Below are 24,620 nucleotides of genomic sequence, written 5' to 3'. Positions count from 1 at the left end.
TCTTCTCTGGTTTTATTTCGTTCCGATGATCACAACATCGCTTTCAAAACCATGCATATCAATGACGGATTGATCAGCCTGGACATCCACCTCCGTTTGGGCAAATCGTCTCTCCGCTAAATCAATGGTTGTAAACTTGTAGTCCTGCACGTTGATATTTAGCCGCACCTTCGTGTTAACCGGGATATACAAGACGAGGGTATTCTCGTTCCCCGCAGCTCTGATCTCCTCTGTCTTGTTTAAAACAATATCCAACGGCTTTATGCCAATCAGGTTGTACATTTCAAACAAATATTTGATAAAGGAATAATCCCATGCGCCCTCAAAACGCAGTGCTGTTCTCCAATCATAGGGACTATCAAAGCCCTCTCCTTCTACAATTCCGAACTTCTTGCCTTTTTTATGCCAACTCCAAATGCCATGCGCTCCATAGGTAATCCCCGCTCCCCCGCCTGCCAGAAGACTGTGCCATGCTGCTTTTCTGGCATCTAGTGCAGTGTATCTTCCATACACATTGCGGCTGTAACTGATCTGTTCATAGCAAGGTTCTCCATTGATGACGGGACGTATCTCCGACTTGTGATAAAAATGCTGAGCAATCTCATGGGCGACATGCTGAAACTCCGAATTATGTCCTGATTGATACATATAAAATCCAAGATCCTTGTGTTGCTCAAAAGCTTCAGGAATTTCCCTCAATCTCCCTTGGATATGCAGCGTAGTCAAGCTTGTCGGGCTTAATTGTTGTACCGTTTCCAGCGCCTTCAAATAGTACGCATTAGCACGTTCTGTAGGAAAATCAGTGTCCCCGCTGATCAAATAAACAGGCTCGAATCGGGAATAGCGGTTTACAACATAAGTTACATAGCTTTCAACGCAATCCAGCGGCATTTTATTGCCCTTCTGAAACATTTCAGCCCATGTATCCGGTACATAGTTACACCACAACAGAACCAGTGCTGGAATAAAGCCGCGCTCGACAGCCATCTGGATCATGACTTCCGCCCGCTCAAAATAAGCTTCGTTTAAGGTATGGTAGTCAAAATCTCCATTTTCCAGTATTGCAAACGGCTGTAGATTCAGGTCTGATTCGCTGGCATCCCATTGTCGGAGCATATTGATCTGTAAAACGTTGAAACCCTGCATTTTTCGATAGTCCAGGTAATCGCTCCACTCTTCAATAGTGGCGTTGGTAAATACGCTCCAGACGGTATCTGCCAAGTAAAAGAAAGGCTTGCCCTTTTTCACAAAACTTCTTTGATTTTCAGCCATGCTTAAGCTCAAACAAATCACCCTTTCACTCATAAACTAAACTAAACTAATGTATAATTTTATACGATATCGAATAAAATAAACTAAATAAAGCGTTCACAATTGAATATTAACACTATGTATCCGAAAAGGTCAACTCATTTTATCTGTTGTTTGTTTAGTTTAATTTATAAACTAAACTTTATTATATAATCATGATATAATTTATATAGTTTAGTCCAAATGGGAGGTTCCACGTTGAAAATAGATGATATTGCGAAGCTTGCCGGTGTTTCAAAATCAGCCGTCTCTTTAGCATTTAATAACAAACCCGGTGTTAGCGAAGAAACCAAAGAACATATATTAAGAATTGCCCACGAGCATGGATATAGACCACGTACCATGAAGTCAAATAAGGAATTTACGAAGAATCACCATGTCATTCGTTTTGTTGCATGCAAAAATACAGGCATCGTGACCGAGCAATATGAATCACTTCCATTTTTCAATGAATTGATCCATCATATTACCCATCAGGTGAGAGAACATGGTAATACTTTGATTTTCTCGTCATTTGATAGCCATAGCCTTGAAGAAGAATTGTCTGCTCTGGAGAAGGACCAGCCTTCTTCAGGTATACTTCTGCTGGGCACCAATTTAACATCCGAGACTATTCATTCCTTACAATCCATTCATTCCAATATCGTTATTTTGGATACCTGCTTTGAACACGTTGATGCCAGTTTTGTATCGATTAATAACTATCTTGGGGGGTACCAGGCAGGCCAATATTTAATCCAGTCCGGACACAGAAATATAGGATACGTACAATCCAGTACCAGAATTCTTAACTTTACAAAACGAAAAGAGGGGTTCATGGCTGCTTTAGAGGAGCACAATCTTGCCATAGGTCATGGGCTTACATTTGATATGCACCCGATGCTTGTCATGTCACAGGACGCATTTAAAACAGCTATTCATAAACTGAATGAGCTGCCTTCGGCCCTATTTTGTGAGAATGATTATATGGCGATCAGTGCTATTAAAACGTTTCAGGAAATGAACATTCGAGTGCCTGAACAAATTTCCGTCATGGGGTTTGATAATATTCATGAAGCTAAGGTCATTAGCCCGGAACTCACAACCATTCATGTGAAAAAGGATATTTTGGCCCGAACGGCTGTAAACTTGCTGATGGAAAGGCTTAATCACAATCAGGAGCACCATACTCAGGTTCTTGTAAATACAGAGGTTATTGAAAGAAGGTCTTGTATAGACGCAGAATTATAATCAAGTGAATAGAAAAAGGCCGCCATATAGGCGGCCTTTCAGCTTTTATACTTCTGAATTGTGATTTTATAGCGAATGGATCTAAGCGTTACCGGAAACGATAAATTCTCACTTCTCCTCATTATCTTTAACTATCATGAGAGCTTCAATTTCTCGTCATTCGTTAAAGTCTTCCTCTGTCAAATCCAGGTTTACACTCGCAGCGGTTCGGCTACCGTCGGCCGCAGCAAAAATCAACTGAGAAGGCATGAAGTATGAAGAATCACCCGCAGCATATACACCAGGAATGGAGGTTCTCCCCGCTCCATCCGTTTGAATCCCGCCCGACTCGGTCCTTTCACAGCCCAAACGTTCTCCAAACGGTGCACTTTGCACAAATTGGGGGGTCACAAAGCCGCCGGCCCTTGGGACTTGAGTACCGTCCGTAAAGGACACATACTCCAGCTGTCCATGGTGACCGATGAACGCTGCAACAGGCTGCTCCATTACCGCGACTCCTTTAGATTGAAGTCGTTCTTTTTGCTCGTCCGACAAGAATGCCTGACCGTTCGTGCAGACAAGCAAATCCTTACTCCAGTTCAGGAGCAGTTTGGCTGTGTGATATATAGCTGGCGACTCAGAGACGAGGACAAGCGGTTGATCCCGTAACTCCCAGCCATCGCAATAAGGGCAATTAAACAAACTTCTTCCGTAGAACGTGTAAAAACCTTCGATCTCAGGGAATATCTCCTTTACACCCATCGCCAGTATCAATTTTCGCGCTTGAACACGAAGGCCTGAAGAATCAAATACCTCGAATCCGGATTCATTTTTCGTAACTGAAATAACCTCGGTTTGCAGATGATGCACAGACGGATACCGCAGTGCTTCCTCATAAGCTACGCGGCGGAACTCGGCTGGCGTTACGCCATCTCTCGTAATGAAACCGTGTGACGCATGCGTAACCGCATTTCTGGGCCGGTTATTATCGATCAAAGCCACACTTCTTCTTGCCCTGCCCAGTACAAGGGCTGCATTCAATCCAGCGGGTCCTCCCCCAATAATAGCGCAATCGTACAGCATAACATCCAGCTCCTTTTTTCAAAGATATTAAAGACTATTTATATCTATAATTAAAACAAAAAAAAACACTTCACATAACTGGCGATCACCTTCTCTCTATTTATAGCCGCTCCCCTTTATACTTGCGCTTGCTTTTGGGCTAAATCGACCAATTTCGTATTTTTAAGATGGCCCTCCATTTTTTCCTCCGCTTCCCTCATTACAGCTTGAATCAGACATTCTGATCCATGGACAAAATCACATTCAAACAAAGAATTCGTCCCTTCAATCGCATGGATAATATCCAAAAAGGTAATATCGTCTTTATTGCGGGATAAGCGATAGCCCCCATTGGCTCCAGAGACCGATTCGATCATCCCCGCCTTCACAAGCCTCGTCAAAATTTTTGAAAGATACGTGGGTGAGACATTTTGGGATTCGGCCAATTGCTGGACACCTACGGGCTTCACCGACGAATCCTCAACGAGCATGAGCATGGTGTGCAGTGCATAATTGGTTGCTTTGGTAAATTTCATAACTACACCTCATTCACAGACTTATTGTATCTATAATATCTCTGAATCTGCAGGAATGTCAAGATTATAGGTTAAGTATAGAAAATCGAAGGAAAAAATTGCATTTTGCCTTCACCTCAATAACATCCGACCTTATAACAGAATGTTTGACTTGGGCTGGCCTGCTAGAGCGGGCGAAAGTATCACTCGCTCCTTCATGTTTTCCAATTGTTATGTAATTTTTTTCAATAAACAAGAAACAAATTCACGATTTCCACGTCTATGTATATAGATTTAATTTTAGGAAAACCTTGGATCAAGTCCTGAAGCCCAATATTTTTTTACAAAGGAGCAATTAAAATGAAAAATCCAAGATTAAAATACGCTACTGCTTTCCTGTCTAGTATAGTGCTTGTGGGAAGTGTAAGTGGCTTTTCTATTGCCAATGCTAATAGCACTTTACGCCCTAATACGCATGTTCAAAGTTCAGTTAATACTATAAATCCATCTGTTTACCAGTCTATAACCAAATTTAAAAAGAGCGAGACCCCAAATCAGGTGATTTGGAAGGAGAACAACGTTTCGTTAGTGGCCAAAAAAATGGAGCTAGAAAATGCACCAAGCTCTGAGAAGAGTGTTATTACATCTATAACGATCAAAACAGGAGAACAGAATTACACCATTAAAACAGATGGATATAATGATAAACTGCGTAATATATCGAGCGCAGTATTATCTCCTTCTAATACATGGTTGGCTATCCAGGCACGGCGCAGTGCAGGAGATACGTTATTACTGATCAATCTTAAAACCGGAAAATCTACCATTGTAAATGATCTTTTAAAAGCTAAAGGCAAAAAAAATGTAGAATCCATTGCTGCTTATAACTGGTCACCTAAAGAAGATCAAATTGCCTTTTCGTACGGTGATACATCAAGCAGCTCCATAGCCATTTATAACACCAAGAAGGATGCCTTTATATATCTTCCTAGGGAAACGGATTACATTAGCACAAGTCTGATTTTATGGCATAAAAATGGAAAAAGTTTAGACTATATAAGTGAGTATCCATCTGACCAAAAGAAGTTGTACAGATACTCAATGGACAGCAAAAAGGTGAAACCTGTTAAAAAAATTAGCCAGAACGAATTTCAAAAATGGTTCAAACTTGATAAATACAGTACAAATTAATACCAAATAGGGCGGAGTAAATCCCGCCCTTTGAATTTTTTGTTCTAGTTTATTGTGATTTTGCCGGAACTTCCGTTTTGCTCAAGCACTTGAATTAGTGCTCTTTGGTCACTGTTAGAAAGTCGGATGCAACCGTATGTTGGACGCAGAGGATACCAAGTCAGAGATGTGCTTGTAGCAGGGTCTCCGCCATGAATCATAATTTCGTCGCGGCCATTATTTGTAGCAGTCAGGAAGTTCCCACTTACTGCTTGATTCAGCCACACACGCTTATAAGGACCATAAGAATAGTCGGAGTCACCTTTCGCATAAACAATTGTTTTCGCAACCCCCGTAGGAATGTCTGCATATTTAAGTCTCCAGTTCGTATGGTCGTTACCATTCTTCGGATCATTTGATCCACGGCCTAAAGCTTCTACAGGTCCAAATACCAAACTACCACTATCGTTATAAACTTTCAGTGTTCCTTTGTAATCTCGATTAGATGGAAAATTAGCAATAATGTGATAACCCATTGTTAAACGCCTCCATTTAGTTTAGTTGAGAGTAGATTTGATAGAGTCGCTAACATCTAAATGGCTCCACATTCTTTAATGTTAGTCTTCAATTCCCTCTCACTTATGTAGGTGATTTAAGGCTGCGAATTACAACCAAATCGTGTAAAATGTTAGAATATATATTTTTTTCCAATTCATGTACTTTGCTCGATGATCCCCTACTCTTATTCTAGATCAAGAAAATTCCTCGCTGAATTTGAATATCCCCTATAGCTAGAATAGTTATTGTATAAACATTTGGGTTACCCTGTATAATTTGAATTTATAGACAGGATGTGAGAAGAGTCGAGGAGTATATTCCAATATCAACCCCAGCAAAAGATTAATAAGCTGCCTCCAGTAGCGTAACCAGAAGCAGCTTATCGTCAAGGGCTCTTTATTTTTTGTATGATGAACTCTTTCATAAACTCATCATCTCATCTATTTTTCGTTCCTCGAAATTGCCAACAAGCGAACGACTGAATAATGCGCTAATGTAGAGATACACCCGCAGAGGATCGCTATGGGAAATCTATAGAATGAAAAGGAGAAACATATCATGGCTAAACACACAATACAAATTCCACCGAATTTTATTATGGGGGCAGCGGCTTCCGCCTGGCAGACAGAGGGCTGGAGCGGTAAACAGGAAGGTCAGGACTCGTATCTGGACGTATGGTACAAAAATGACCGCTATGTCTGGCACAATGGATATGGACCCGCGGGTGCAACTGATTTTTATAATCGTTACGCCGAGGATATTGCGCTGATGAAGCAGATTGGACTGACTCATTATCGCACCTCTATTAATTGGTCCCGCTTCTTAACGGATTATGAGAATGTGGTGGTGGATGAAACCTATGCGGATTATATGGACCGGGTCATCAATGAGTTAATTGCAAGCGGAGTCGAGCCGATGATTTGTCTGGAACACTATGAATTACCTGCTTATTTGCTCGACAAATATGAGGGCTGGTCTTCCAAGCATGTGGTAGAGCTGTTTGTGAAATATGCGGAAAAGGTGTTTGAACGGTACGGGGATCGGGTCAAGCACTGGTTTACGTTTAATGAGCCCATTGTTGTACAGACTCGCGTCTATCTGGATGCCCTTCGCTATCCCTATGAACAAAACACACGGAAGTGGATGCAATGGAACTATAACAAAACGCTGGCTACCGCAAAGTGCGTACAGCTTTTCAAAGCCAAAAATTATAGTCAGAACGGGGCTAAAATAGGTGCTATTTTGAATCCCGAAGTGACTTATGCCCGATCCAGCGCCCCTCATGACCAATACGCTGCACATGTGTATGATTTATTTTACAATCGAATATTTCTGGACCCGCTTATTAAAGGCGAATACCCGCAAGAATTGTTCGAGCTTATGAGCAAGCATGATATTGCATTTGAGGCTACAACGGAAGAACTGGCCTTGATTAAGGAAAATACCGTGGACTACGTTGGAATCAATCTTTACTATCCCCACCGGGTCAAAGCGCAGAGTAAAGCGTGGAACGAAAACAATCCTTTTCACCCCTCTTACTACTATGAGCATTTCGATCTTCCGGGTAAAAGAATGAACAAGTCACGGGGCTGGGAAATTTATCCCAAGATCATTTACGATATGGGCATACGTATCAAGAACGAATATAACAATATCGAGTGGTTTGTCGCGGAAAATGGCATGGGCATTGAGAATGAAGCTGCTTTCAAAAATGAGGAACACATCATTCAGGACGACTATCGGATTGACTTTATAACTGAGCATTTATACTACACGTTACAAGCTGTAGACGCAGGCTCCAACTGTACAGGTTATATGCTGTGGGCCTTCACAGACAACGTTTCTCCTATGAATGCTTTTAAAAATCGTTATGGACTGGTGGAAATTAACCTGGAGAATGATCGAAGTCGGCATTTGAAGAAATCGGGCTACTGGTATCAATCTATTATCAAGGAGCGCTCATTTGTTGCTGATCTGGATGAAGAGTATAAGTAGTTAAATGTACAAGCTGGCTGGCGAAAACATATAAATTCGTCCAAACCAAAAAGAGGCTGAGAGGTTTTCTCAGTCTCTTGGTTGATTCGCGTGCTCGTTAGCCCTATACGCCTTCTTTGCCTGTGCCCATACTGCTCACGTACGTTTCCTTTAGACCGGCAGAGATACCGTATAGCGGTTCCCAACGAAGCCAATGTCTGGCGACTGCGTTGCTCAGACAGCTGTGGTGAATATCTCCCGCCCGCGCCGGTGAATACACAGGGCGCACAGACGAACCGTGCAGCTTTAGTAAATCATAGGCCAGCCGATTGATGGACGTCGTTCGCCCCGTGCTTACATGCACCGTGCGTTGGTCCGCTGCATGTATAGCCGCCATATTGGCTCGAACTATATCCTTGACGTACACAAAGTCACGGGTTTGCGTTCCGTCGCCGTGAATGAGCAAGGGGCTTCCTTTTTTCAGCCGCTCTATAAAAATAGCGACGACACCGCCCTCTCCCTTCGCTGCCTGACCGGGACCATACACATTTCCGTAACGCAAAATCGTGTAGTTCAAACCGTACAACCGATAAAAAAGCCGAATATACGATTCTGCGGTCAGCTTGGACAGTCCGTAGCCTGAAATAGGCTCCACGGGATCGTCTTCCTGAATACATTGCTTTTGCAGCTCTCCATATACGCCGGATGTGGAGGCAAATATGATTTTCGACACACCCGCATCACGACAGGCCTGCAACAAATGAATCGTCCCCAGCACATTCACATCCGCATCCTCATCGGGGTGATGGATGGATTGCTGCACATCAGCCTGTGCAGCCAAGTGAAACACAATATCCGGGCTTTCCCGAATCAGCAGCGTCCTGGCTTCAGGGCTGCGAATATCTGCAATATGCATGACCGCGCGCGGGTCTACATTTGCAGCATTCCCGGTCGTCAGATTATCCAGCACAAGCACTCTGACGCCCGAGTCAGCAAGCGCACGTACCAGCTGGGAACCAATAAATCCGGCTCCTCCGGTGACCAAAGCCTTCACTAGCGCACCCTCCTTTTAAACCGAAGCATGTATCTTCCCTTCGCATCATGTTATGCGATGCTCTACAGCTTGGCGCAGGCGCAAGCACAGGTGGAAGACAATCTATACGTGTTCCTATAGTCTCCGCACCTCAGACATGAAGTCTGACGTTGTCCAGCATATAACGCCACATTTCATCCTGACCGTTCCATATATCCTCGGGTGGCAGGGCTACTGAAACCAATCGCTCCAGTCCCCAATTCAGCTCCGTCACACCTTCAGTCCCTGTATAATCCACGTATAACAAGCGAAAATCATAGGTAACCCTCTGTGACAACACATCATGCAGTTCTACCACCTGCTCCCGGCTGCCACCGACACGAACCAGCAGCAGACGGGAAGCCAATGCGAATTTCTCCAGTAAACGTGCGATGCGGCGATCAAGTGTCGTTTTGAATGTAGGATAAGACGCCAGCTGCTCTGATGTATTCTGGCTAACCGGAAAATGGTGTGCTGCTGTAACCTCATAGGACGCATCCTCAACCAGGAAGTTATGACCTCCGTAATCATGCCCTGTGACACGCAAGCTTTCAACATCCATAAAACGGGCAAATCGCTCATTCAGTAAACGACTGATCTGTGACAAATTGCCAGAAATCATCCAATCCAGCGGACCTGCATACGGACGCAGTCCGTTTTTATCCAGCTGAATCGATGGTAAGCAATGCCCTCCCAGGCTAAACACTGCGTCATATTCCCCTTGCAACCGTTCAAGCACGACGACCTCCCCTTTTCGACAAGGACATTCCCTCAAAAAGGGTGCGCCAGTGTGGATCACTCTTGTAATTCCATACATCGGCAAAAGGCATTTCCACTGCGCATACATGAGGAAGCTGCCAATCCACCTCCGTCAACTCCGTTACACCGGAACAATTCACCACTAACAACCGAAATTCATTCGCTACGATCCCCGACAAGATCCGCTCCAGTTCCTCTACTTCTTCATAGGTGCCCAGCATACGGACGAACAAGCTGCGCTTGGCCATCTGTGTTTTTGCAAAAAAACGTTCGATACGACGGTCTATCTTTTCCCTGAACTCGGGATAGGTCACCAGCTCTGCGGACGTGTTGCGTTCCTGCGGAAAATCGTGTACCGAGATCACATTATAAGCAATATCTCTGACCATATAATTCAGTTGGCTCGTACCAACGACACTTAAATTAGGCAAATCCATAAAACCTGCAAACCGATTCTCAAGCAAGCGATTCACATCAGAGAGCGTGTCAGACATCATCCAGTCCAGCACCCCGGCAAACGGCCGCAAACGGTTCTTTTCCAATTGAATGGCAGGTGTACAGTTTTGCCCTAGACTGAAGACCGCGTCATATTCCCCTGCCAGCTGTGCGAGTCTCATAGCCGTGCCTCCTTTGTTAATGCGACCCGCCCCCTGATCTAGCTCTATGCTTCTTCTGTAGTCAAATAGGGGCTTCAGGCCGCAGATTGTTCCACTCTACATTACATGCACAGCATGGCAAAAAGGGTTGGACACTGGCGCGCTTTTTGTCAAAGAGGCGTACAACTATCCAGTCCACTCGCGGTCATTTTTCATATCATATAAGGCTGGTAACCTAACGGAATTCAAGGAGGCATCATGATATGTCTGTGTTTCTTTTAACTGTCGATCATCATCTCGCTTACCACAGCGCCCATATACAAAGCTGCCATGTAACCTTTTTCAATCGTGAAAAGAGATCCGTTGATGTGCTGTTGGAAATGGGGAATGATAGTGGCGTTTTCAGGCGGCAACTTCTTCGGCTGAGCCCTTCTCCCGAAGCTGGATCTGTATTGGAGATCAAGGATATAGAGGCAGCCCAAAATCCATTTTATCTGCGAGTGGTCACGAATATTTACAATCCAGAAACGCTGTTTATCCTGGCGGAATTTGTGGAGAACGGGAACGTAGTCGCTAAGCGGACAGCCAGTCATTTTACCGTAACACCTTAATGAACAGGCAGAGGAGGAAAATTGTATGTTGTTGAAATATACAGTTCAAAACAAAGCTGAAGCAGGCACATATGCACTGCCTTTTCAGGTTACCGAACAGGAGATCGTGCTCTCTACATTGATCATTCCTGCGAGTGAAGCTGAAGGACGTATTGTTATCGAAGTCTCTTTGGCATGGGAGAATCCGCTGCTCAACTGGGATATTGGGGAGCTAGATATTCGATTGCGCCGCAACGATGAGCAGGGACCCGTGCTGGATTGGCTGCAGGACTCCTGTTATCAGGAGGGATTTGCCGAGTTAAGCTATGAGGAAACAGCACAACAGGCAGAACCTCATGTATACTGCTTGACTGTACAATCAGCTGACCACCGTGCTGTTGTTACGGGACCACTTATGATGCGAGGCTCGGTTTATGTAGACCAAATGGATGACAACCCGGATGAACAATGAGCTGAAATAAACTAAAGGCAGGTGGGAATGTAAGCCCGACCTGCCTTTTTATATGGTCTGTATGCTCATGGCCCAGATTGTTTCAGCCGTTCCAAAATGTCAGCATCCGGCAGCTTATAATCCTCTGGCAACGAGGTGTTAATTCGGTTCCAGATTGCGTAATCGACCATCTGATCTGGATGTGACTGCTGGATTTCAAAAATACGGTTGTACAAGTCTCCAACGATAGGAAAAGTCATGCTCTCCCTCCTAACTATCGAATCAACGCACTTGATTAAGCGCTTGCCCATAAATATTGACGAGCCGTTCAATCATAACATCCAGCGACCAGTGCGCGGTTCCCCATGCCTTGGCACGATTCCCCATAGCGATCCGTACTTCATCCTGAGCGAGTAAATGCTGCAAATGAGCTGCAAGTGCCTCCACATCGCCAACCGGGGAAACCAGTCCAGTGTGTTCATGCTTCACCATTTCTGGCAGTCCACCCGCATCCGATACCACTGCCGGAAGCCCCATAATCTGTGCCTCCATGACCGAAAACGGCTGATTATCCTGTATGCTCGGATGTACAAAAAGGTCCGCCAGTTGTAAAAGGGCAGGTACATCTTCACGATGTCCGAGAAATACCACGTCTTCTTCCAGCCCCAGCTCCTTCGCCTGTGCCTGAAGCTCTTCCCTCTTATCTCCCTCCCCAACAATCCAGCAAACCCAATCCGTACGGCTTGCTTTCAACAGGCCAAGAGCGCTCATTAAATAATGTAGCCCTTTGATATAGACCAGCCGAGAAGGACAAATGATAACTTTTTTCCCCTCAGGTCGTGTCATGTCTGTTCCCCTGGCATGGACTTCCCAGAAGTGTTCGGTGTCTAAGCCATATTGGAAAGTGGCAATCTGCTGCTCAGGCACTTCGAACTCACGCACAAGCGTCTGCTTCATCCATTCTGTAGACGTAATCGTAATATCAGCGGAAATAGCGCCATAATGCTCCAGCGCCCAATAATATTTCCACATCAGCGTCTCGCGGTAACCCTCTTCATGATCCCGCTCCAGAGCCATCATGACTTCACGAGCCAGCGAGCCATGAATATTTGCTACCAACGCACTGTCTTTGCGTTTGACCCGACTTAGAGCACGAGTGGCTATGACATCTTGCGTATGAATCACATCATACTGCTCAACCCCGAAATAGGCTGCCGCCAGTTCCATACAGTATCGATCCTTTTCCACCGTCTGCACCCATGAATCCAAATGTAATACAGGGGCAGCTGATTCATTCAGCTTCGTATGCAGCAAGGGCAGCAATTGATCCTTCAGCAACTCCTTATCTTCAAAAACAATATGGTATTTAGGGGTATCCGGTCCGTTCCCCATCAAGTCTACCGTGTGACCCAGTAGCTCAAGTCTTCGTTTTATTTGCAGCATAAAGGGCCACACACCACCCAAATGAGGAATCGGCCAGTACGTAGCCAACAAAATTTTCAAAACAGCCCCACCTCCTCTGTCTCGTACGTTAAGCTACATTCCGTTGCTTCCGTAAATTTGCTGGAAACCCGATAATGCGTCTGTCCAGACCGCAAAAAAACCGTTATTCGGCACGATCGTTACATCAATAAAATTGCCGATCGTGACCACTGGAACAGGACTAATCCCGTTAGGATTAAAGGAACTGTCTGTTATTCTGAGGTTCGTAAATGTATTCCCTCCGTCAGATGATTCTGCAACAAATACATCTAATAAAGAGGCTATGATTTGATTGGTGTAGTACACAATCTTAATCACACCGGTCACGGGCGAAACATCAATGGCCGGGAAAAAATGCTGTGCTCCTGCACTGGCTCCTGTCACCGATTGCGGCGCAGTCCAGCTTAATCCACCATCCACGGACCGGGCAAGCAGCACATCCGCATACCCTGCCCGATTATCCTGCCAAACCGCATAAAGCGTCCCCTGATTCGGGCTGGTGGAACGATCTATGGCAATGTTGGCCGTCGGCAATACATTAAAGCCAAAACCGACCACAGGCAGCGGACTTGGAACCGGGACGACAGAGGACACTGGCAGCGAGGAACTGAACGAAGTCCCCCCATTGAAGGACACAATGACCTGATATTGGTTAACCGGATTCGTCACAATGTACCCGACATAAATCACCCCTGTAATGCTCACAGTGATTTCTCCGCGCGTGATCTGATTGGAACCAGGAGTGAGCACCACAGGTGTATCCCATGTGATTCCTCCATCCTGCGAGCGTTGAAAAAACATGACTGAGCCGCCGAAAAAGTCGGGGTTATACTGATGCGTATAACATAAATAAATGTTGCCAGTATAGGAGCTGACCTGTGAAGTATCGAATTTCACGCTGACTTCCACATTATTGACAAACGTCCCATACCCTCGTTGGGCAATCACGGGTGGATCAAATGTATTCCCATTGTCTCTGGACACATAGGTAGCGATGGTACCGCTCAAGCCGTCTGCGGTAAATACGTGACAGGCTATGACGAACAAATTGGGAAAACCATAGCTGACGCTATGGGATTCAGCCCCTACATAACCGACTGGCAGCGGTAAAATCTGCTGTGTGAAGGAGACACCGCCGTTATCTGAACGGTATACTGCTGTCAACGGCGGTCCGGTCGTAAAATCAATGGCAGCAGCTACTATGGTACCGTCGAGCAGATTGAAAGCCACACTCGGCTCCTGTGCCAGCCTTCCACTGGGCGTAAGCTGTACGTTCGGCATCAGGCTTCACCTCCCGGTACGCCAGCGAAAATCGTTAAACTGCCTGTGCGCGTATCCGTCCAGACGGATATATAGCTGTTCGGTGGTACAATGGCGATATCAATGTAGTCGCCGATCAGTTCTGATTCGCCCCCACCTACATTCGGGTTAAAGGAAGTCGTTGTGAGACGACTGTTCGTAAAGGTATTGCCCCCATCTGATGATTGAGCGGCGAACACATCCAGATTAAAGCCGTCCAGGCGATTCGTATAGTACACGACAACGACCAGTCCCGTCTTAGGCGACACTGAAATCGCAGGAAAAAAATTTTGTGAGCCGGGCGGGCTGTCCGTCACAATGACTGGGGCGCTCCAGGTACCGCCAAAATCACTGGATTTGGACAACAAAACATTGCTGTAGCCCTGACCAAAATCCTGCCACACGGCATATAGCGTATTTGTTGTAGAAGGTACCCCCGAGCAATCTGCTGCCAAGCAGGGAGAATTCAATACACGAAAATCATATCCGGGGACGGGCAACGGACTAGGTACCAGCGTTATGTTGGACACAAGAATATCACCGCTAAAGGTGGCACCTCCATCAAAAGACCGCCGGATAAAGAAAGCCGGGGTTTGCGGCCCCGTACGAATCCAGCTGACATATACACTGCCATATTTGTCGACCGCAGGCTCAGGCCGCTCTGTGGAGGACTGGATATTGGAAAGCATTAACGGTCGATCCCAGGTCAATCCTCCGTCAGTGGAGCGCTGGTAGAAGGCCGCTGACCGAGCATTAACCTCTACGTTGTATTGGCGGTTATACGTAACGTAGACATGCCCTAGATACGGACTTGCCCCTGCGTTATCTGTCGTAATATTGGTCCAGTCATTATTAATGTAATCTCCATAGCCTGGGTTAATGACCACCGGAGGATCAAAACTGGCCCCATTGTCCGTAGAACGATAGATCACGACAGCCCCGTTCTCATTTCCCGGAAACACGTGTGCGGATACGATAAAAATATTGGGGAACAGATAGGCCACCATTCCTGCCTCTGCTCCTGTATATCCCGGTGGGAGTGGCAGTAACGTATCGGTCCAGTTCGCCCCGGCGTCCAGTGAGCGATACAGTCCAATTAAAGGGGGCCCGCTGCTAAAGTCAACAGCTACAGCCACAACGATATTCGGATTCAGCAAATTAACAGCAACACTAGGCTCAAACTTGGGCAGGCCGCTGGGTGTTATCTGAAAATTCAAAGGCATCGCGAGCATTCCCTTCATTATATATAGATATGCCTGAAGTGCTTCTATCAAAATGTACTTTTTTCGGTATAGCCTACAGACAACCATACAAGCTTTCCTCTCCATAGATTCATAGTATAGAAGCATCCCTACGAAGGGATTCCATCATACTGTTTTGAGAGGATGATTCTATTGGCTTTTACAACCGGATATATGACAAACACAAGGGATTTTGGTACTGCCTGCTCCAATGTTGTTGTAAATTTGGTCAATGAGGACACAGTGAACGCGGCAACCGTGACCATCCAAATTTTTTTCTCACTCGTACCGGATACCAAGACACCACTATACGTAACATCGGTTAATTTGCCTGCAAACTCGATTGCACGCCGGACCTTCTTTATACAAGGGGTTCTTGCCTATGAGGTGCAATACAACGTAGTCTCCGTCGCTCCAGCCAATGTTGTGCTTTCCAACTTTGGACTGGATCAGTTTGGTAATGTTGTACAGGAGCATCGTGTTCTCCAGTCCGAGCTGACCACAATCCCGGCACTGTCCCCTGTTATTTAAAAGCCACCCTGTTCCAGTGCCTGATGCAATCTGTGGGTATAATACACGTAATTCCATTCCGGCGGCACGGACTGAACTCCTCGGCCGCTGCCGATGGTTGAGTGGTCATCTGTATAGTAGGAAAAGGCATGTGTATCCTGCAAAGGGCGCAATAAATCCGTAAGATACAACAAATCTGTCACGGCAATATAAGGTTTGACACCGAAGCATACAACAAAGCGTGTTGTCGTTTCACCAATCGCCTGAATCAGTGCTTCCTTGACGGAATAATACGGTCTCGGCGTTACGATTAGCCGAGGGTCAAGCATTATTTCCAGAAAGGAAGAAGCTCCCTGTTCCGGCGTAATATCCAGCAACCGCACGATGCAATTACTGTAATGCTGCTCCAGCAGATTATCGAGCAACGGCTCAGCTTGAGCCATATCTGTAATAGGCATTAAAATGGTCATCTCAAGTGGGATACCCCGGCGGGCCCTGGCCTCATGTTTGGCGATTTGAAATGCATGCCGCCAGCGTCGGTGTTCTTTTTGGCTGCGCAAGCTGGCCGATACACTAAAAGCAGAATCCACCCGATAATCCATCAGGATCTCCGGAATGAATTTCATGCTACATGTCTCGGTCAGCCGCAGCCAGTAATCATAATCCTCTACAGGTTGCAGCCGATAGCCGTCGATCAGACGGGCATATTGGCTTTTGTACATAAATGACACCCCGACAATGCTGGCGTTCAACAATTCGTGATGCGGCTGACTTTGGTACCGAATCAGCGCTTGTTGATGCTGCTGGTCGTATAACGGATTACCCGCAGCGTCAATCTGACGGAAGGTGGAGAACACAAGTCCAAGCGAATCGGGCCCCCGCTCTAGCTCGCACCGCAATCGTTCGATAAAGGATGAATGATACACATTGTCGCTGGATACCCAGGTCACATACTTGATCGCTGGATCTTTAAACAACTCATCGAATCCCCGGTTAAGGGCATGGGATACTCCTTGGTTCTGAGGGAGTGTAACCAACTGAACGCGCGGGTCTCCCATTGCTGCGTGAAGCGCCGGCTCTATCATTTCCGGCGCCCCGTCAATCACAATGATGAAGCGAAATGCCCTGTAGCTCTGGGCTAGTACGGATGAGATCGCGGCTTGCAGATAACCAATATCCTGTTTGTACAGCGGCATAACAATCCCCGTATCTACCATATCAATCCCCCCTGACAAACTTTCGCTTCATGAGGATAAACCGCCCAACATCTGACTGAAGCGATCTCGATAACGTGCTTGGGTGATGTTGTACTCCTGTTCCACAGCAGGCCAATATTTTTTGGTTCCCATTTCATCATGCCAGCGGTAGTTAACCAAGGACTCGTTCAGAAAAGGAAATGGATATCCTGCCAGCATTACTCGGTACCACATATCCAGATCATGGGTGTACGGCAGCAGTTCATCGAACAAACCGATATGTGCAAACAGCTCCTTTTTGAACATCACCGTACATCCATTGACCGGATTCCCCTGCTGGAAAAAACGGTAAAACTCCGTCAGGGACGGAAATACAGCAGCTGCCTGATAGGCTGTGACTTGGCTGTGTTGATTGATAAAATTGAAATTAGTATGAGAGATGTATGCACCCTGTTCGATCATAAAAGAAACCTGGTTATTAATTTTGTCCCTATGGTAGGTATCGTCGGAGCTGAGCCACGCAATATATTCACCGCTGGCATGCCGGATACCATGATTCAAAGCGCTGGCTGTTCCACCGTTAGATTTGCCCAAATAATGTATATAGGGAAGATAGGGCTGAAGCATATTAACATGTGTGGTGGACCCGTCATCGACGACAATAATCTCAAGCGGCCCATAGGTTTGTTCCAATGCGCTTTGCAAAGCCTGATCCACATATGCACAGTTATAAAAGGGAATGACGATCGTTACTTTTGGTCTCATATCGTTCCTTCCTTTCCAGCTCGGCGGTATTGAATCATATCCTCCAGCGATTGCCCCAGCTGTATGGTCGGCTTCCAGCCCATCTCCTCCAGCTCCTGCGCCCGATATGCCTCCGTTGCCGCTGGCTCGGCTATATCTCCCCATTGTATGGGAATAGATATTTTCGCCAGCGCAACCATACGTTCCACGATATCTCCCAGTTCCACAATGCGGCCTGTGCAGACCGAGTAAATTCGGCCTGGCACTCCCTTTTCCAATAGCACGCCATAGGCGCGAACTGCATCACGAACGTCGAGAAAATCACGCTGCGCATGTCGGGAAGACACGCGAAACGGGGCTGCCTCCGTTACGAATTGCTCTTTCATGCGTTCTGTCCGAACGATATACCCCGCGAGTAATGCACAAAAACCGGTGGATGGACCCGGGCCAATCAGGTTGCAAGGCTCTGCCAACATGACAGATTGCTCGAACAGCGCGCCCCACGAGAGCGCGACTGCCTCTTGAATGCTTTTGCTAAGGCTGTATGGATGCGTTGGATGGTATGGTGCCTGTAAAGCCGTCTTTAGCCGAGAACCCGCAACAACAATTCTGGCTTGGGGGAAAGGTCGCAGTACATCGAGCAGATACAGGGTGGACAGTACATTGGATTCCATATATAGCAATGGACTCTGCCAAGATTCAGGTACGGAATTTTTGCCACCCAGGTGAAGCACATAATCCGGAGCAATGTGTCGAATCACTTCGCCCAGACGTTTCTTGTCGAGCAAGTCGCACACATAAGGTGTAATACAGCCACGTGTGCCCGCTTCCAGGCTGAAATCCCCATCATTTTCAGTCTGTGAGGACAATTTTGTAGCAGAAGCGGCAGTGCGAGTCAGCGCTGCCACCTCCCAGCCAAGTTTTGCAAAATAGCGGCAGGCATGCATCCCGGTATAGCCCGCCGCTCCGGTAATGGCTATGACTGGCCGACGTTGTTCCGCTGTGCTTCTGTCCATTCCAGCAGCTCCTTCAGCATGATGCTGTAGTGAGGAACATCGTAGAGCAGATCGGCCCGGGTAGAACGAAGCGTCCGGTCCTGCACCGGCTCATCCTTCGGCACGATCCGAATATCCTCTCTCTTCCAGATATCTTTGAACAGAAGCAGCAAATCATGCTTGCTGATCGGTTCAGGGTGAACCAGATGAATGAGTCCGTCCAACGGCTCATTCATCAACACTTGTATCGCTTTTGCTAATTCCAGCGTTGTGACTCCATTCCAAAAGACCCGGCGGTATCCGTCAACTTCTCCGCTCTGTTGCAAGAACCAGTGCAGCAAGCCAATCCCGCCTGACCGAATCTCCGGTCCGATAATAGAGGTACGGATGGTCAGATGCCGTGGCGCCTTTACTTCTCCGAGTATTTTCGTCAAAGCATAGGCACTTGTCCCATCAGGTTGATCTGTCTCCTCATATAAGCCAGGAACCCGCTTTCCTTCGAATACGCAATCCGTGCTGATATGAATCAATCGGGCACCGATACTGTCCGCCGTCTGCCGGAGAAGATGCGGCAGCAATCCATTGATTTGGTATGCCGCAATCTGATCTTTCCCGGCATATTGATTGAGTACGCCAACCGCGTTAATAATTACGTCTGGCTGTACACTCCGTACCAGCTGCTCCACCATAAAGCTGTCCTTTACATCCAGCAGGAGACCGCCCTTATTTGCGGAATCACGGGTGGTATAGAACACGTTATACCCGCTCTGGTTTTGAAAATACTTAACCAGAACATGGCCTGCCATGCCGTTCCCGCCCAAAATAAGCAGCTTCATTTGATGAACCCCCCGCTTTGGAGAATGCTTCGAATCTCCTCTTTTGACATCAAATTGAATTCCGAACTAAAGCTGCTGAACGATACCGGAGGGCACTGATTATAACGGTCCTTTAATTGAGGAATATTCAGTGTCGGGAGAATGACCAAATATTGCTCGTCATATACTACCGTTGTCAGGCTTTCAAAGTCGCTCATCAAAATCTCGTGTATTTTCTCACCGGGACGGACGCCCTTTTCTATGATTTCTACATTTTCCACGCCTGAATCCTCAATGAGCACCTCAGCCAAATCCACAATACGGCAGGTTGGCATGGTCATGATAAAAATTTCGCCGCCCACGCTTTCTACGGAAGCTTTGAACAGTAGACTGATGGCATCACGCAAGGTCAGGAAGAAGCGGGTCATGTTCATATCTGTGATGAAAACCTTGCCCTTTTGGCGAATCTGGCTTTGGAACAAATGCACCACGCTTCCGTTTGTACCCAAAACATTACCGCCGCGTACCGTCACAAAACGTGTATCACTATTTAGCAGATTGGCGTAAACAATCAGTTTTTCTCCAATCGCCTTCGTCATACCATAAAAATTGGAAGGGTTGGCCGCCTTGTCAGTCGATATATATATGACCTTTTTTACCTGATTGGCAACAGCGGCCTCGATCACATTTTGGGTGCCTACGACATTCGTTTTGAGCGCCTCATAGGGCTGATCCTCACAGACAGGTACGTGCTTGAGAGCCGCCAAGTGGAATACATAGTCTACTCCTTGGCAAGCGGTAGTCAGCGCATCCTTATCCCGAATATCCCCAATACAGAAGCTGAGCCGTTCATCCTCAAACTGCCTGTTCATTGCAACCTGACTCGATTCTCCGCGTGAAAAGATAATGACCTCTTTGGGGTTACGCGGCAATAACTGGGCAACCAGCTCATGCCCCCAGGAGCCGGTACCGCCGGTAACCAAGATACGTTTGTTTTCAAACATGCCGTTTCCCTCCAAGCAGAAATTTTACTACCTTATCCGACACATCTTCCGCCAGATAGCCTGCGGGACATTGCCACTTATGAGATATCCCGGTCATTAAGGCTACCGCATTGGCTATAACCTCGCCATCAAGACCGGACACGATATTGCTGCCGCAATCTACCGTTTCCGGCCTTTCGGTCGTGCGACGCATCGTGACCGTCGGCACCCCCATGACACAGCATTCTTCCTGTACGGTACCGCTGTCCGTCAAAGCGCAGCGGGCATGTCGCTCCAGCAGAACGAAGTCAAAAAAACCGAACGGCTCGTGGAATTCTACCAGCGGATCAAGCTGGATCGGCGGGTGGCTTGCGATCCGGGCGGCCGTGCGGGGATGAATACTGCAAATGACACGCTGCCCGAACTGCCGGGCTACCCGGTTTAGACCATCCAAAATAGCCAGCAAATGCGGCGGATGGTCGACATTTTCAGCTCTGTGGGCAGTGACCAGGAAATATTCTCCAGGCGACAGTCCTAACTTTTTCAGAATTTCGCTGCCGGATACCTCTTTCTCATAGTGTTGCATTACTTCATAGATCGGATTTCCAGTCAGTATAATTCGTTGGCTTGGAAAGCCTTCGCGTAGTAGATGCTGCTTGCTTTGCTCTGTATAAGGCATATTAATGGTAGAAATCGCATCAATGACGCGCCGATTCTTCTCCTCTGGCACATCCAGATCATAGCAGCGGTTCCCTGCCTCCATATGCACAACGGGGTAACCCATACGTTCCGCAAGCAGGGCACATAAGGCGCTGTTCGTATCACCTAGCAAAAGTACATGATCCGGGCGTTCCTTGTTTAAAATGTCCTCCATCTGCGAGTACATGGCAGACAGTTGTTTGCCCAGCGTTCCCGCTTTCTCCTGAAGCACATAATCCGGGGCGCGCAAACCCAGCTCGCGGAAGAATTGTCCGCTCAGGCTTTCCGTATAATTTTGGCCCGTATGCACAAGCACATGTTCATCTGCATAATGGTCCAGCTTCGGAATAATCAGGCTGAGCCGTATAATCTCCGGTCTTGTGCCGAGCACGGTCAATATTTTCATGGTTTTGGAACCCACCTTTGCTGTCGTTGTTTCATAGAACTGTGGAGTTCAATGAATAATAGCCATCCAGCAGACTGGCTGTGCTCCGGCTTAACGTTCATCTCAACGGTCCGGTGTATATTCACCCGGACCGTTGTTTGGAATGCTGTCTAGCCTTGAGTATGACTCGCTTCTGCTTGTGCGCTTTGGATCGCCGTGACAGGAGTTTGAGTTTCCGCTTGAGCTTCTGTTTGGACTTGGATCTTCGATATAACGGGGACCCGTGAATTTTCTTGAGACGGCTTCTGCCAGCGCTTCTCTTGTACCTGCGATTCCGCAGTCTGGTATGCTTGCGTCCCTTTGGCCATCTTGCCCGAATACTACGCTTGCGGCGAGGCAACTCAGATGGTGCCTCAGGCAAAGGGGGAGCTGGTTGTGGCAAGCCCTGAATAGCTGCATATTCAATTGGCGGCAGGCCCAGCACCGGCAGTTGATTAACCACCGATTCGGGAAATTCTCTAACAGTGTGGGCATAAGCCTCAGGTATAGCAGTGACCTGACGCAGTCCTTCGCTTTCCCTCGTCCATACCGGTCCACCCGGCTGCTGAATCAATGGGAACCAATGCGGATGATGACATACCCATTGACTGACCATGACGTGCAGACTGCTTCGGTAGGAATCGGGTCCGTACACACGCGTAGCCGCACTGTTGTTACGCACACCAATTCGTTCCATTTCCTCGGGATGATCGAGCAGGTAGCCTACTTTTTGCGCCAGAATGTCGCTGTTTCCCGGCTCTACCAAAAAATCTGTATTTCCAGTAGCCTCCATCAATTCCACAAGCCCGCCCTGAGCAAAGGCTACTACAGGCTTGCCGTAAACCAGACCCTCCAGGGCCGTCATACCAAAGCCCTCCTCCACCATGCTAGGAATCACAACAATATCCATTGCGCTATAGGCTGTGGAGACGGACTCCTCGAATGAACTGAACTGGAAGCGGCGGCTATAACGGGACTGGCGAATCAAAGAGACACATTTTACGTAATACTCGGAGTCCACTGAGCTGCCGATGATCCAGAAACGACACTGCGAATTGGTTTCACACAGCTTTAGAGCCATTTGGACAAAAGGCAACAGCCCTTTGGCTTCGTAGATAAAAGATGAAATATAACCAATGCAGATATGAAAATCCCGCAGTCCCAGCTTTTCACGTTTCCTCTTCCGTTCCAGCACATGCTCTTTGGGAGACGGCATTTCCATATCCCGACATGGAGACAACACCGTATGCTGACGTGTCAATCCCCCGCCATACAAAGGACGCATAACCGCTTGCGAAATGCCGATGACCCATTGGCTATAGCGCTCAATAATGGAGACAGAAACTGGCGTATGCGCATTTTGATTAATGACCTCAGTTATTTTCCAGATCACCGGAATATTAAGCTCTTGGGCAGCCATAGCTGGCATGACGTTCACACAGGTATTGACCAGCACCACATCAGGCCGAGCTTGCCCAAGCATCTGGAGCAACGGCGCGTACGCCACATGATTCCGCAAATTCTCCGCATCCTGCGCCAATCCCTCGTACGGGGTATACATGCCATGCAGCATGAATAGATTCTGAATCTGGACAGTGATCCCACGCTTGCGGGCCATTGAGGTTAGCCGCCCTTCACCAGGCGTTACCAGAATGCAATCGAAATACGTACGAACATCTAGGCAAAATTGCAGCAGCAGCTTTTCCGCCCCTGTAATACTGCGAACGTTGCTGACATGGCTGAATAGCATCATTTTCGGCTTGATCGGAGTTCACCTCCTTTAAAAATAGCAACCATCGGACGTGTGAATGGCCTTAAGGGAATATGACCGATAGCAGTTGGTCAATCCGGTGACCATACGTGTGCTCCCGCAGGGTTCGTTCCAGCGCACGCAGAGCAATCTCACGGCGCTCCTTTTCATGCGTTAAATAAAACTCAACCTTCTCCAGCAGTTCCTGCTGAGAACTGTAAGTTTCAATCTCTTCGCCTGGCTTGTAAAAACGAGCCAGATCGTCTCTTGTATCCGTCAGTTGCAACGTGCCACTGGCGGAAATTTCAAACGTGCGAGGATTTGGCGAAACCCCCGGAATTTTCAGTGAGTTGTTGTTCACTGAATCATCCTGGTGGGAACGATGAAGATTAATTACGATTTTGCTGCCGTTATACGTATCATTTGTCTCAGCCGGAGACATCCAGCGTCCCAGCTCAATTTTGTCACCATACGACTGATAATCCGGGAGACGATCCCACCAGATTCCGTTGATTTTAATGTTACGAGCCATGAGCTGCGGCATAATCGGATTGAAGAAATAGATGCGATTCCAATAGGCTGAGCCTGTAAATCCAATCTCACGCCGGACTGAAGCAGGCGAGCTGAGTGGGAAATAGTGAGTCAAAAATGCCCCAAAGGGCAAATAGTGCACAGACGTGCAACCCAACTGACGATACAGTTCTATACAGTTCATTTCTAAGGTGAACACATAATCATAATTCGTCACAATTTTGGTCGTCGTATCGGTGTAATAGGGATCGTCCGTCAGCCAGATGGCAGTGGGAATGCCCAACTGGCGTACTGCAGCCACCTGTTCTAACGGTAGATCCATCCCATCCAGTGCCAGCATCAGATTCGGACGAAGCTGAGCGGCAATATCTCCTACCGGCTGGCGCGGGTCTGTTACGGTAACCTGAGCCGTCATGCTCTGCAACGTGGTAATGACCGCCTCATCCAGCGGAGAATACGGAAGGCCTTTGCCCGAGACGACATACAGTACATGGATCTGTCGAGAAGGGAACGTTGCTTTGGTTCGCGACATAATCGCGTTAGCACGTCCGCGCAGGTATCCCTCGTCGTATCCGTCATGGATTCCCGCAGCTCTCCCCTTCTCCCAGGAGGCCGCCGCCGTCTGGTGAACAGCTGGGTCATACGGTCCTGTCGTAGATATCGTCATCACTTTCACTCCTCACT

General features: G+C 47.2%; 25 protein-coding genes. 6 read left to right on the top strand and 19 right to left on the bottom strand.

Annotation, left to right across the window (positions count from 1 at the left end; translation table 11 throughout):
• Positions 1-12: 12 nt before the first annotated feature.
• Positions 13-1,293, bottom strand: coding sequence for a glycoside hydrolase family 140 protein (locus tag HFE01_RS19655; protein WP_026065445.1), 1,281 nt, complete (start codon positions 1,291-1,293; stop codon positions 13-15).
• Between the two features lie 216 nt (positions 1,294-1,509).
• On the opposite strand from HFE01_RS19655, the gene HFE01_RS19650 reads away from it, so the two are divergent.
• A complete protein-coding gene (locus HFE01_RS19650; protein ID WP_017427337.1) occupies positions 1,510-2,541 on the top strand; it encodes a LacI family DNA-binding transcriptional regulator in 1,032 nt (343 codons plus the stop codon).
• Positions 2,542-2,697: 156 nt separating this feature from the next.
• Here the strand turns inward: HFE01_RS19650 and HFE01_RS19645 are convergent, their stop codons facing one another.
• Entirely contained in the window at positions 2,698-3,603 is a 906-nt protein-coding gene (locus HFE01_RS19645) for an NAD(P)/FAD-dependent oxidoreductase (RefSeq protein ID WP_017427336.1), read from the bottom strand.
• 116 nt (positions 3,604-3,719) lie between these two features.
• Positions 3,720-4,118: an Rrf2 family transcriptional regulator gene (locus tag HFE01_RS19640; protein ID WP_016820094.1), complete on the bottom strand. Its 399-nt coding sequence runs from the start codon at positions 4,116-4,118 to the stop codon at positions 3,720-3,722.
• 339 nt (positions 4,119-4,457) lie between these two features.
• Here HFE01_RS19640 and HFE01_RS19635 point away from each other — a divergent pair, with 339 nt between their 5' ends.
• A complete protein-coding gene (locus tag HFE01_RS19635; protein ID WP_045244870.1) occupies positions 4,458-5,288 on the top strand; it encodes a TolB-like translocation protein in 831 nt (276 codons plus the stop codon).
• A 44-nt stretch (positions 5,289-5,332) separates the two neighbouring features.
• Here HFE01_RS19635 and HFE01_RS19630 read toward each other — a convergent pair whose 3' ends face one another.
• Positions 5,333-5,803: a L,D-transpeptidase gene (locus HFE01_RS19630; RefSeq protein ID WP_016820092.1), complete on the bottom strand. Its 471-nt coding sequence runs from the start codon at positions 5,801-5,803 to the stop codon at positions 5,333-5,335.
• Positions 5,804-6,383: 580 nt separating this feature from the next.
• Between HFE01_RS19630 and HFE01_RS19625 the strand changes: the two genes are divergently transcribed.
• On the top strand, positions 6,384-7,820 hold the full coding sequence (locus HFE01_RS19625) for a glycoside hydrolase family 1 protein (RefSeq protein ID WP_167438361.1): 1,437 nt from the start codon (positions 6,384-6,386) through the stop codon (positions 7,818-7,820).
• Positions 7,821-7,923: 103 nt separating this feature from the next.
• On the opposite strand, the gene HFE01_RS19620 is transcribed toward HFE01_RS19625, so the two are convergent.
• From HFE01_RS19620 to HFE01_RS19610, 3 genes are all read right to left on the bottom strand, one after another.
• Complete coding sequence (locus HFE01_RS19620; RefSeq protein WP_044787324.1) at positions 7,924-8,853, bottom strand: NAD-dependent epimerase/dehydratase family protein; 930 nt, start codon at positions 8,851-8,853, stop codon at positions 7,924-7,926.
• Positions 8,854-8,983: 130 nt separating this feature from the next.
• Positions 8,984-9,610 (bottom strand): DUF1796 family putative cysteine peptidase, encoded by a 627-nt coding sequence (locus HFE01_RS19615; protein WP_167438360.1) that lies wholly within the window; start codon positions 9,608-9,610, stop codon positions 8,984-8,986.
• Positions 9,603-10,247 carry a DUF1796 family putative cysteine peptidase gene (locus tag HFE01_RS19610; protein ID WP_025365720.1) on the bottom strand — a complete coding sequence of 215 codons (645 nt, stop codon included), beginning with the start codon at positions 10,245-10,247 and terminating at the stop codon, positions 9,603-9,605. The genes HFE01_RS19615 and HFE01_RS19610 overlap by 8 nt, the downstream gene beginning before the upstream one ends.
• Before the next feature lie 242 nt (positions 10,248-10,489).
• Here HFE01_RS19610 and HFE01_RS19605 point away from each other — a divergent pair, with 242 nt between their 5' ends.
• On the top strand, positions 10,490-10,837 hold the full coding sequence (locus HFE01_RS19605; protein ID WP_167438359.1) for a hypothetical protein: 348 nt from the start codon (positions 10,490-10,492) through the stop codon (positions 10,835-10,837).
• A 25-nt stretch (positions 10,838-10,862) separates the two neighbouring features.
• Positions 10,863-11,288, top strand: a complete 426-nt coding sequence (locus HFE01_RS19600; RefSeq protein WP_167438358.1) for a hypothetical protein — start codon at positions 10,863-10,865, stop codon at positions 11,286-11,288.
• A 65-nt stretch (positions 11,289-11,353) separates the two neighbouring features.
• Here HFE01_RS19600 and HFE01_RS19595 read toward each other — a convergent pair whose 3' ends face one another.
• Genes HFE01_RS19595 through HFE01_RS19580 form a run of 4 tightly spaced genes read right to left on the bottom strand, consistent with a single transcriptional unit; the run spans position 11,354 to position 15,358 of the window.
• Positions 11,354-11,527, bottom strand: a complete 174-nt coding sequence (locus tag HFE01_RS19595; protein ID WP_167438357.1) for a hypothetical protein — start codon at positions 11,525-11,527, stop codon at positions 11,354-11,356.
• Between the two features lie 22 nt (positions 11,528-11,549).
• Positions 11,550-12,770 (bottom strand): glycosyltransferase family 4 protein, encoded by a 1,221-nt coding sequence (locus HFE01_RS19590; RefSeq protein WP_016820084.1) that lies wholly within the window; start codon positions 12,768-12,770, stop codon positions 11,550-11,552.
• 33 nt (positions 12,771-12,803) lie between these two features.
• On the bottom strand, positions 12,804-14,030 hold the full coding sequence (locus HFE01_RS19585) for a sialidase family protein (protein WP_016820083.1): 1,227 nt from the start codon (positions 14,028-14,030) through the stop codon (positions 12,804-12,806).
• The gene (locus HFE01_RS19580) at positions 14,030-15,358 is read right to left on the bottom strand and encodes a sialidase family protein (protein WP_107734674.1); all 1,329 of its coding nucleotides are present in this window, start codon (positions 15,356-15,358) and stop codon (positions 14,030-14,032) included. Before HFE01_RS19580 ends, HFE01_RS19585 begins: the two co-directional genes overlap by 1 nt.
• Positions 15,359-15,463: 105 nt before the next feature.
• Between HFE01_RS19580 and HFE01_RS19575 the strand changes: the two genes are divergently transcribed.
• The gene (locus HFE01_RS19575) at positions 15,464-15,820 is read left to right on the top strand and encodes a hypothetical protein (protein WP_228552471.1); all 357 of its coding nucleotides are present in this window, start codon (positions 15,464-15,466) and stop codon (positions 15,818-15,820) included.
• On the opposite strand, the gene HFE01_RS19570 is transcribed toward HFE01_RS19575, so the two are convergent.
• The 8 genes from HFE01_RS19570 to HFE01_RS19535 all read right to left on the bottom strand — a co-directional run bounded on the left by HFE01_RS19570 (position 15,817) and on the right by HFE01_RS19535 (position 24,603).
• Positions 15,817-17,016: a glycosyltransferase family 2 protein gene (locus tag HFE01_RS19570; protein ID WP_107734675.1), complete on the bottom strand. Its 1,200-nt coding sequence runs from the start codon at positions 17,014-17,016 to the stop codon at positions 15,817-15,819. The genes HFE01_RS19575 and HFE01_RS19570 overlap by 4 nt on opposite strands.
• Positions 17,017-17,043: 27 nt before the next feature.
• Entirely contained in the window at positions 17,044-17,760 is a 717-nt protein-coding gene (locus tag HFE01_RS19565) for a glycosyltransferase (protein ID WP_017427324.1), read from the bottom strand.
• Entirely contained in the window at positions 17,757-18,755 is a 999-nt protein-coding gene (locus HFE01_RS19560; RefSeq protein WP_107734677.1) for an NAD-dependent epimerase/dehydratase family protein, read from the bottom strand. The genes HFE01_RS19565 and HFE01_RS19560 overlap by 4 nt, the downstream gene beginning before the upstream one ends.
• A complete protein-coding gene (locus HFE01_RS19555) occupies positions 18,716-19,570 on the bottom strand; it encodes a dTDP-4-dehydrorhamnose reductase family protein (RefSeq protein ID WP_107734679.1) in 855 nt (284 codons plus the stop codon). The genes HFE01_RS19560 and HFE01_RS19555 overlap by 40 nt, the downstream gene beginning before the upstream one ends.
• Complete coding sequence (locus HFE01_RS19550) at positions 19,567-20,553, bottom strand: polysaccharide biosynthesis protein (RefSeq protein ID WP_016820076.1); 987 nt, start codon at positions 20,551-20,553, stop codon at positions 19,567-19,569. The genes HFE01_RS19555 and HFE01_RS19550 overlap by 4 nt, the downstream gene beginning before the upstream one ends.
• A complete protein-coding gene (gene wecB, locus HFE01_RS19545; protein ID WP_107734680.1) occupies positions 20,546-21,637 on the bottom strand; it encodes a non-hydrolyzing UDP-N-acetylglucosamine 2-epimerase in 1,092 nt (363 codons plus the stop codon). The genes HFE01_RS19550 and wecB overlap by 8 nt, the downstream gene beginning before the upstream one ends.
• A 121-nt stretch (positions 21,638-21,758) precedes the next feature.
• Positions 21,759-23,408: a glycosyltransferase gene (locus tag HFE01_RS19540; RefSeq protein WP_019688494.1), complete on the bottom strand. Its 1,650-nt coding sequence runs from the start codon at positions 23,406-23,408 to the stop codon at positions 21,759-21,761.
• A gap of 61 nt (positions 23,409-23,469) precedes the next feature.
• Positions 23,470-24,603: a CgeB family protein gene (locus tag HFE01_RS19535; RefSeq protein ID WP_016820073.1), complete on the bottom strand. Its 1,134-nt coding sequence runs from the start codon at positions 24,601-24,603 to the stop codon at positions 23,470-23,472.
• Between the last annotated feature and the right edge of the window lie 17 nt (positions 24,604-24,620).

Origin of the sequence: Paenibacillus sp. EKM10P (assembly GCF_011800655.1) — a bacterium.
Lineage (GTDB): Bacteria > Bacillota > Bacilli > Paenibacillales > Paenibacillaceae > Paenibacillus > Paenibacillus polymyxa.
The sequence above is the reverse complement of the archived record's forward strand: the minus strand, read 5'-3'. Positions and strand labels throughout refer to the sequence as shown.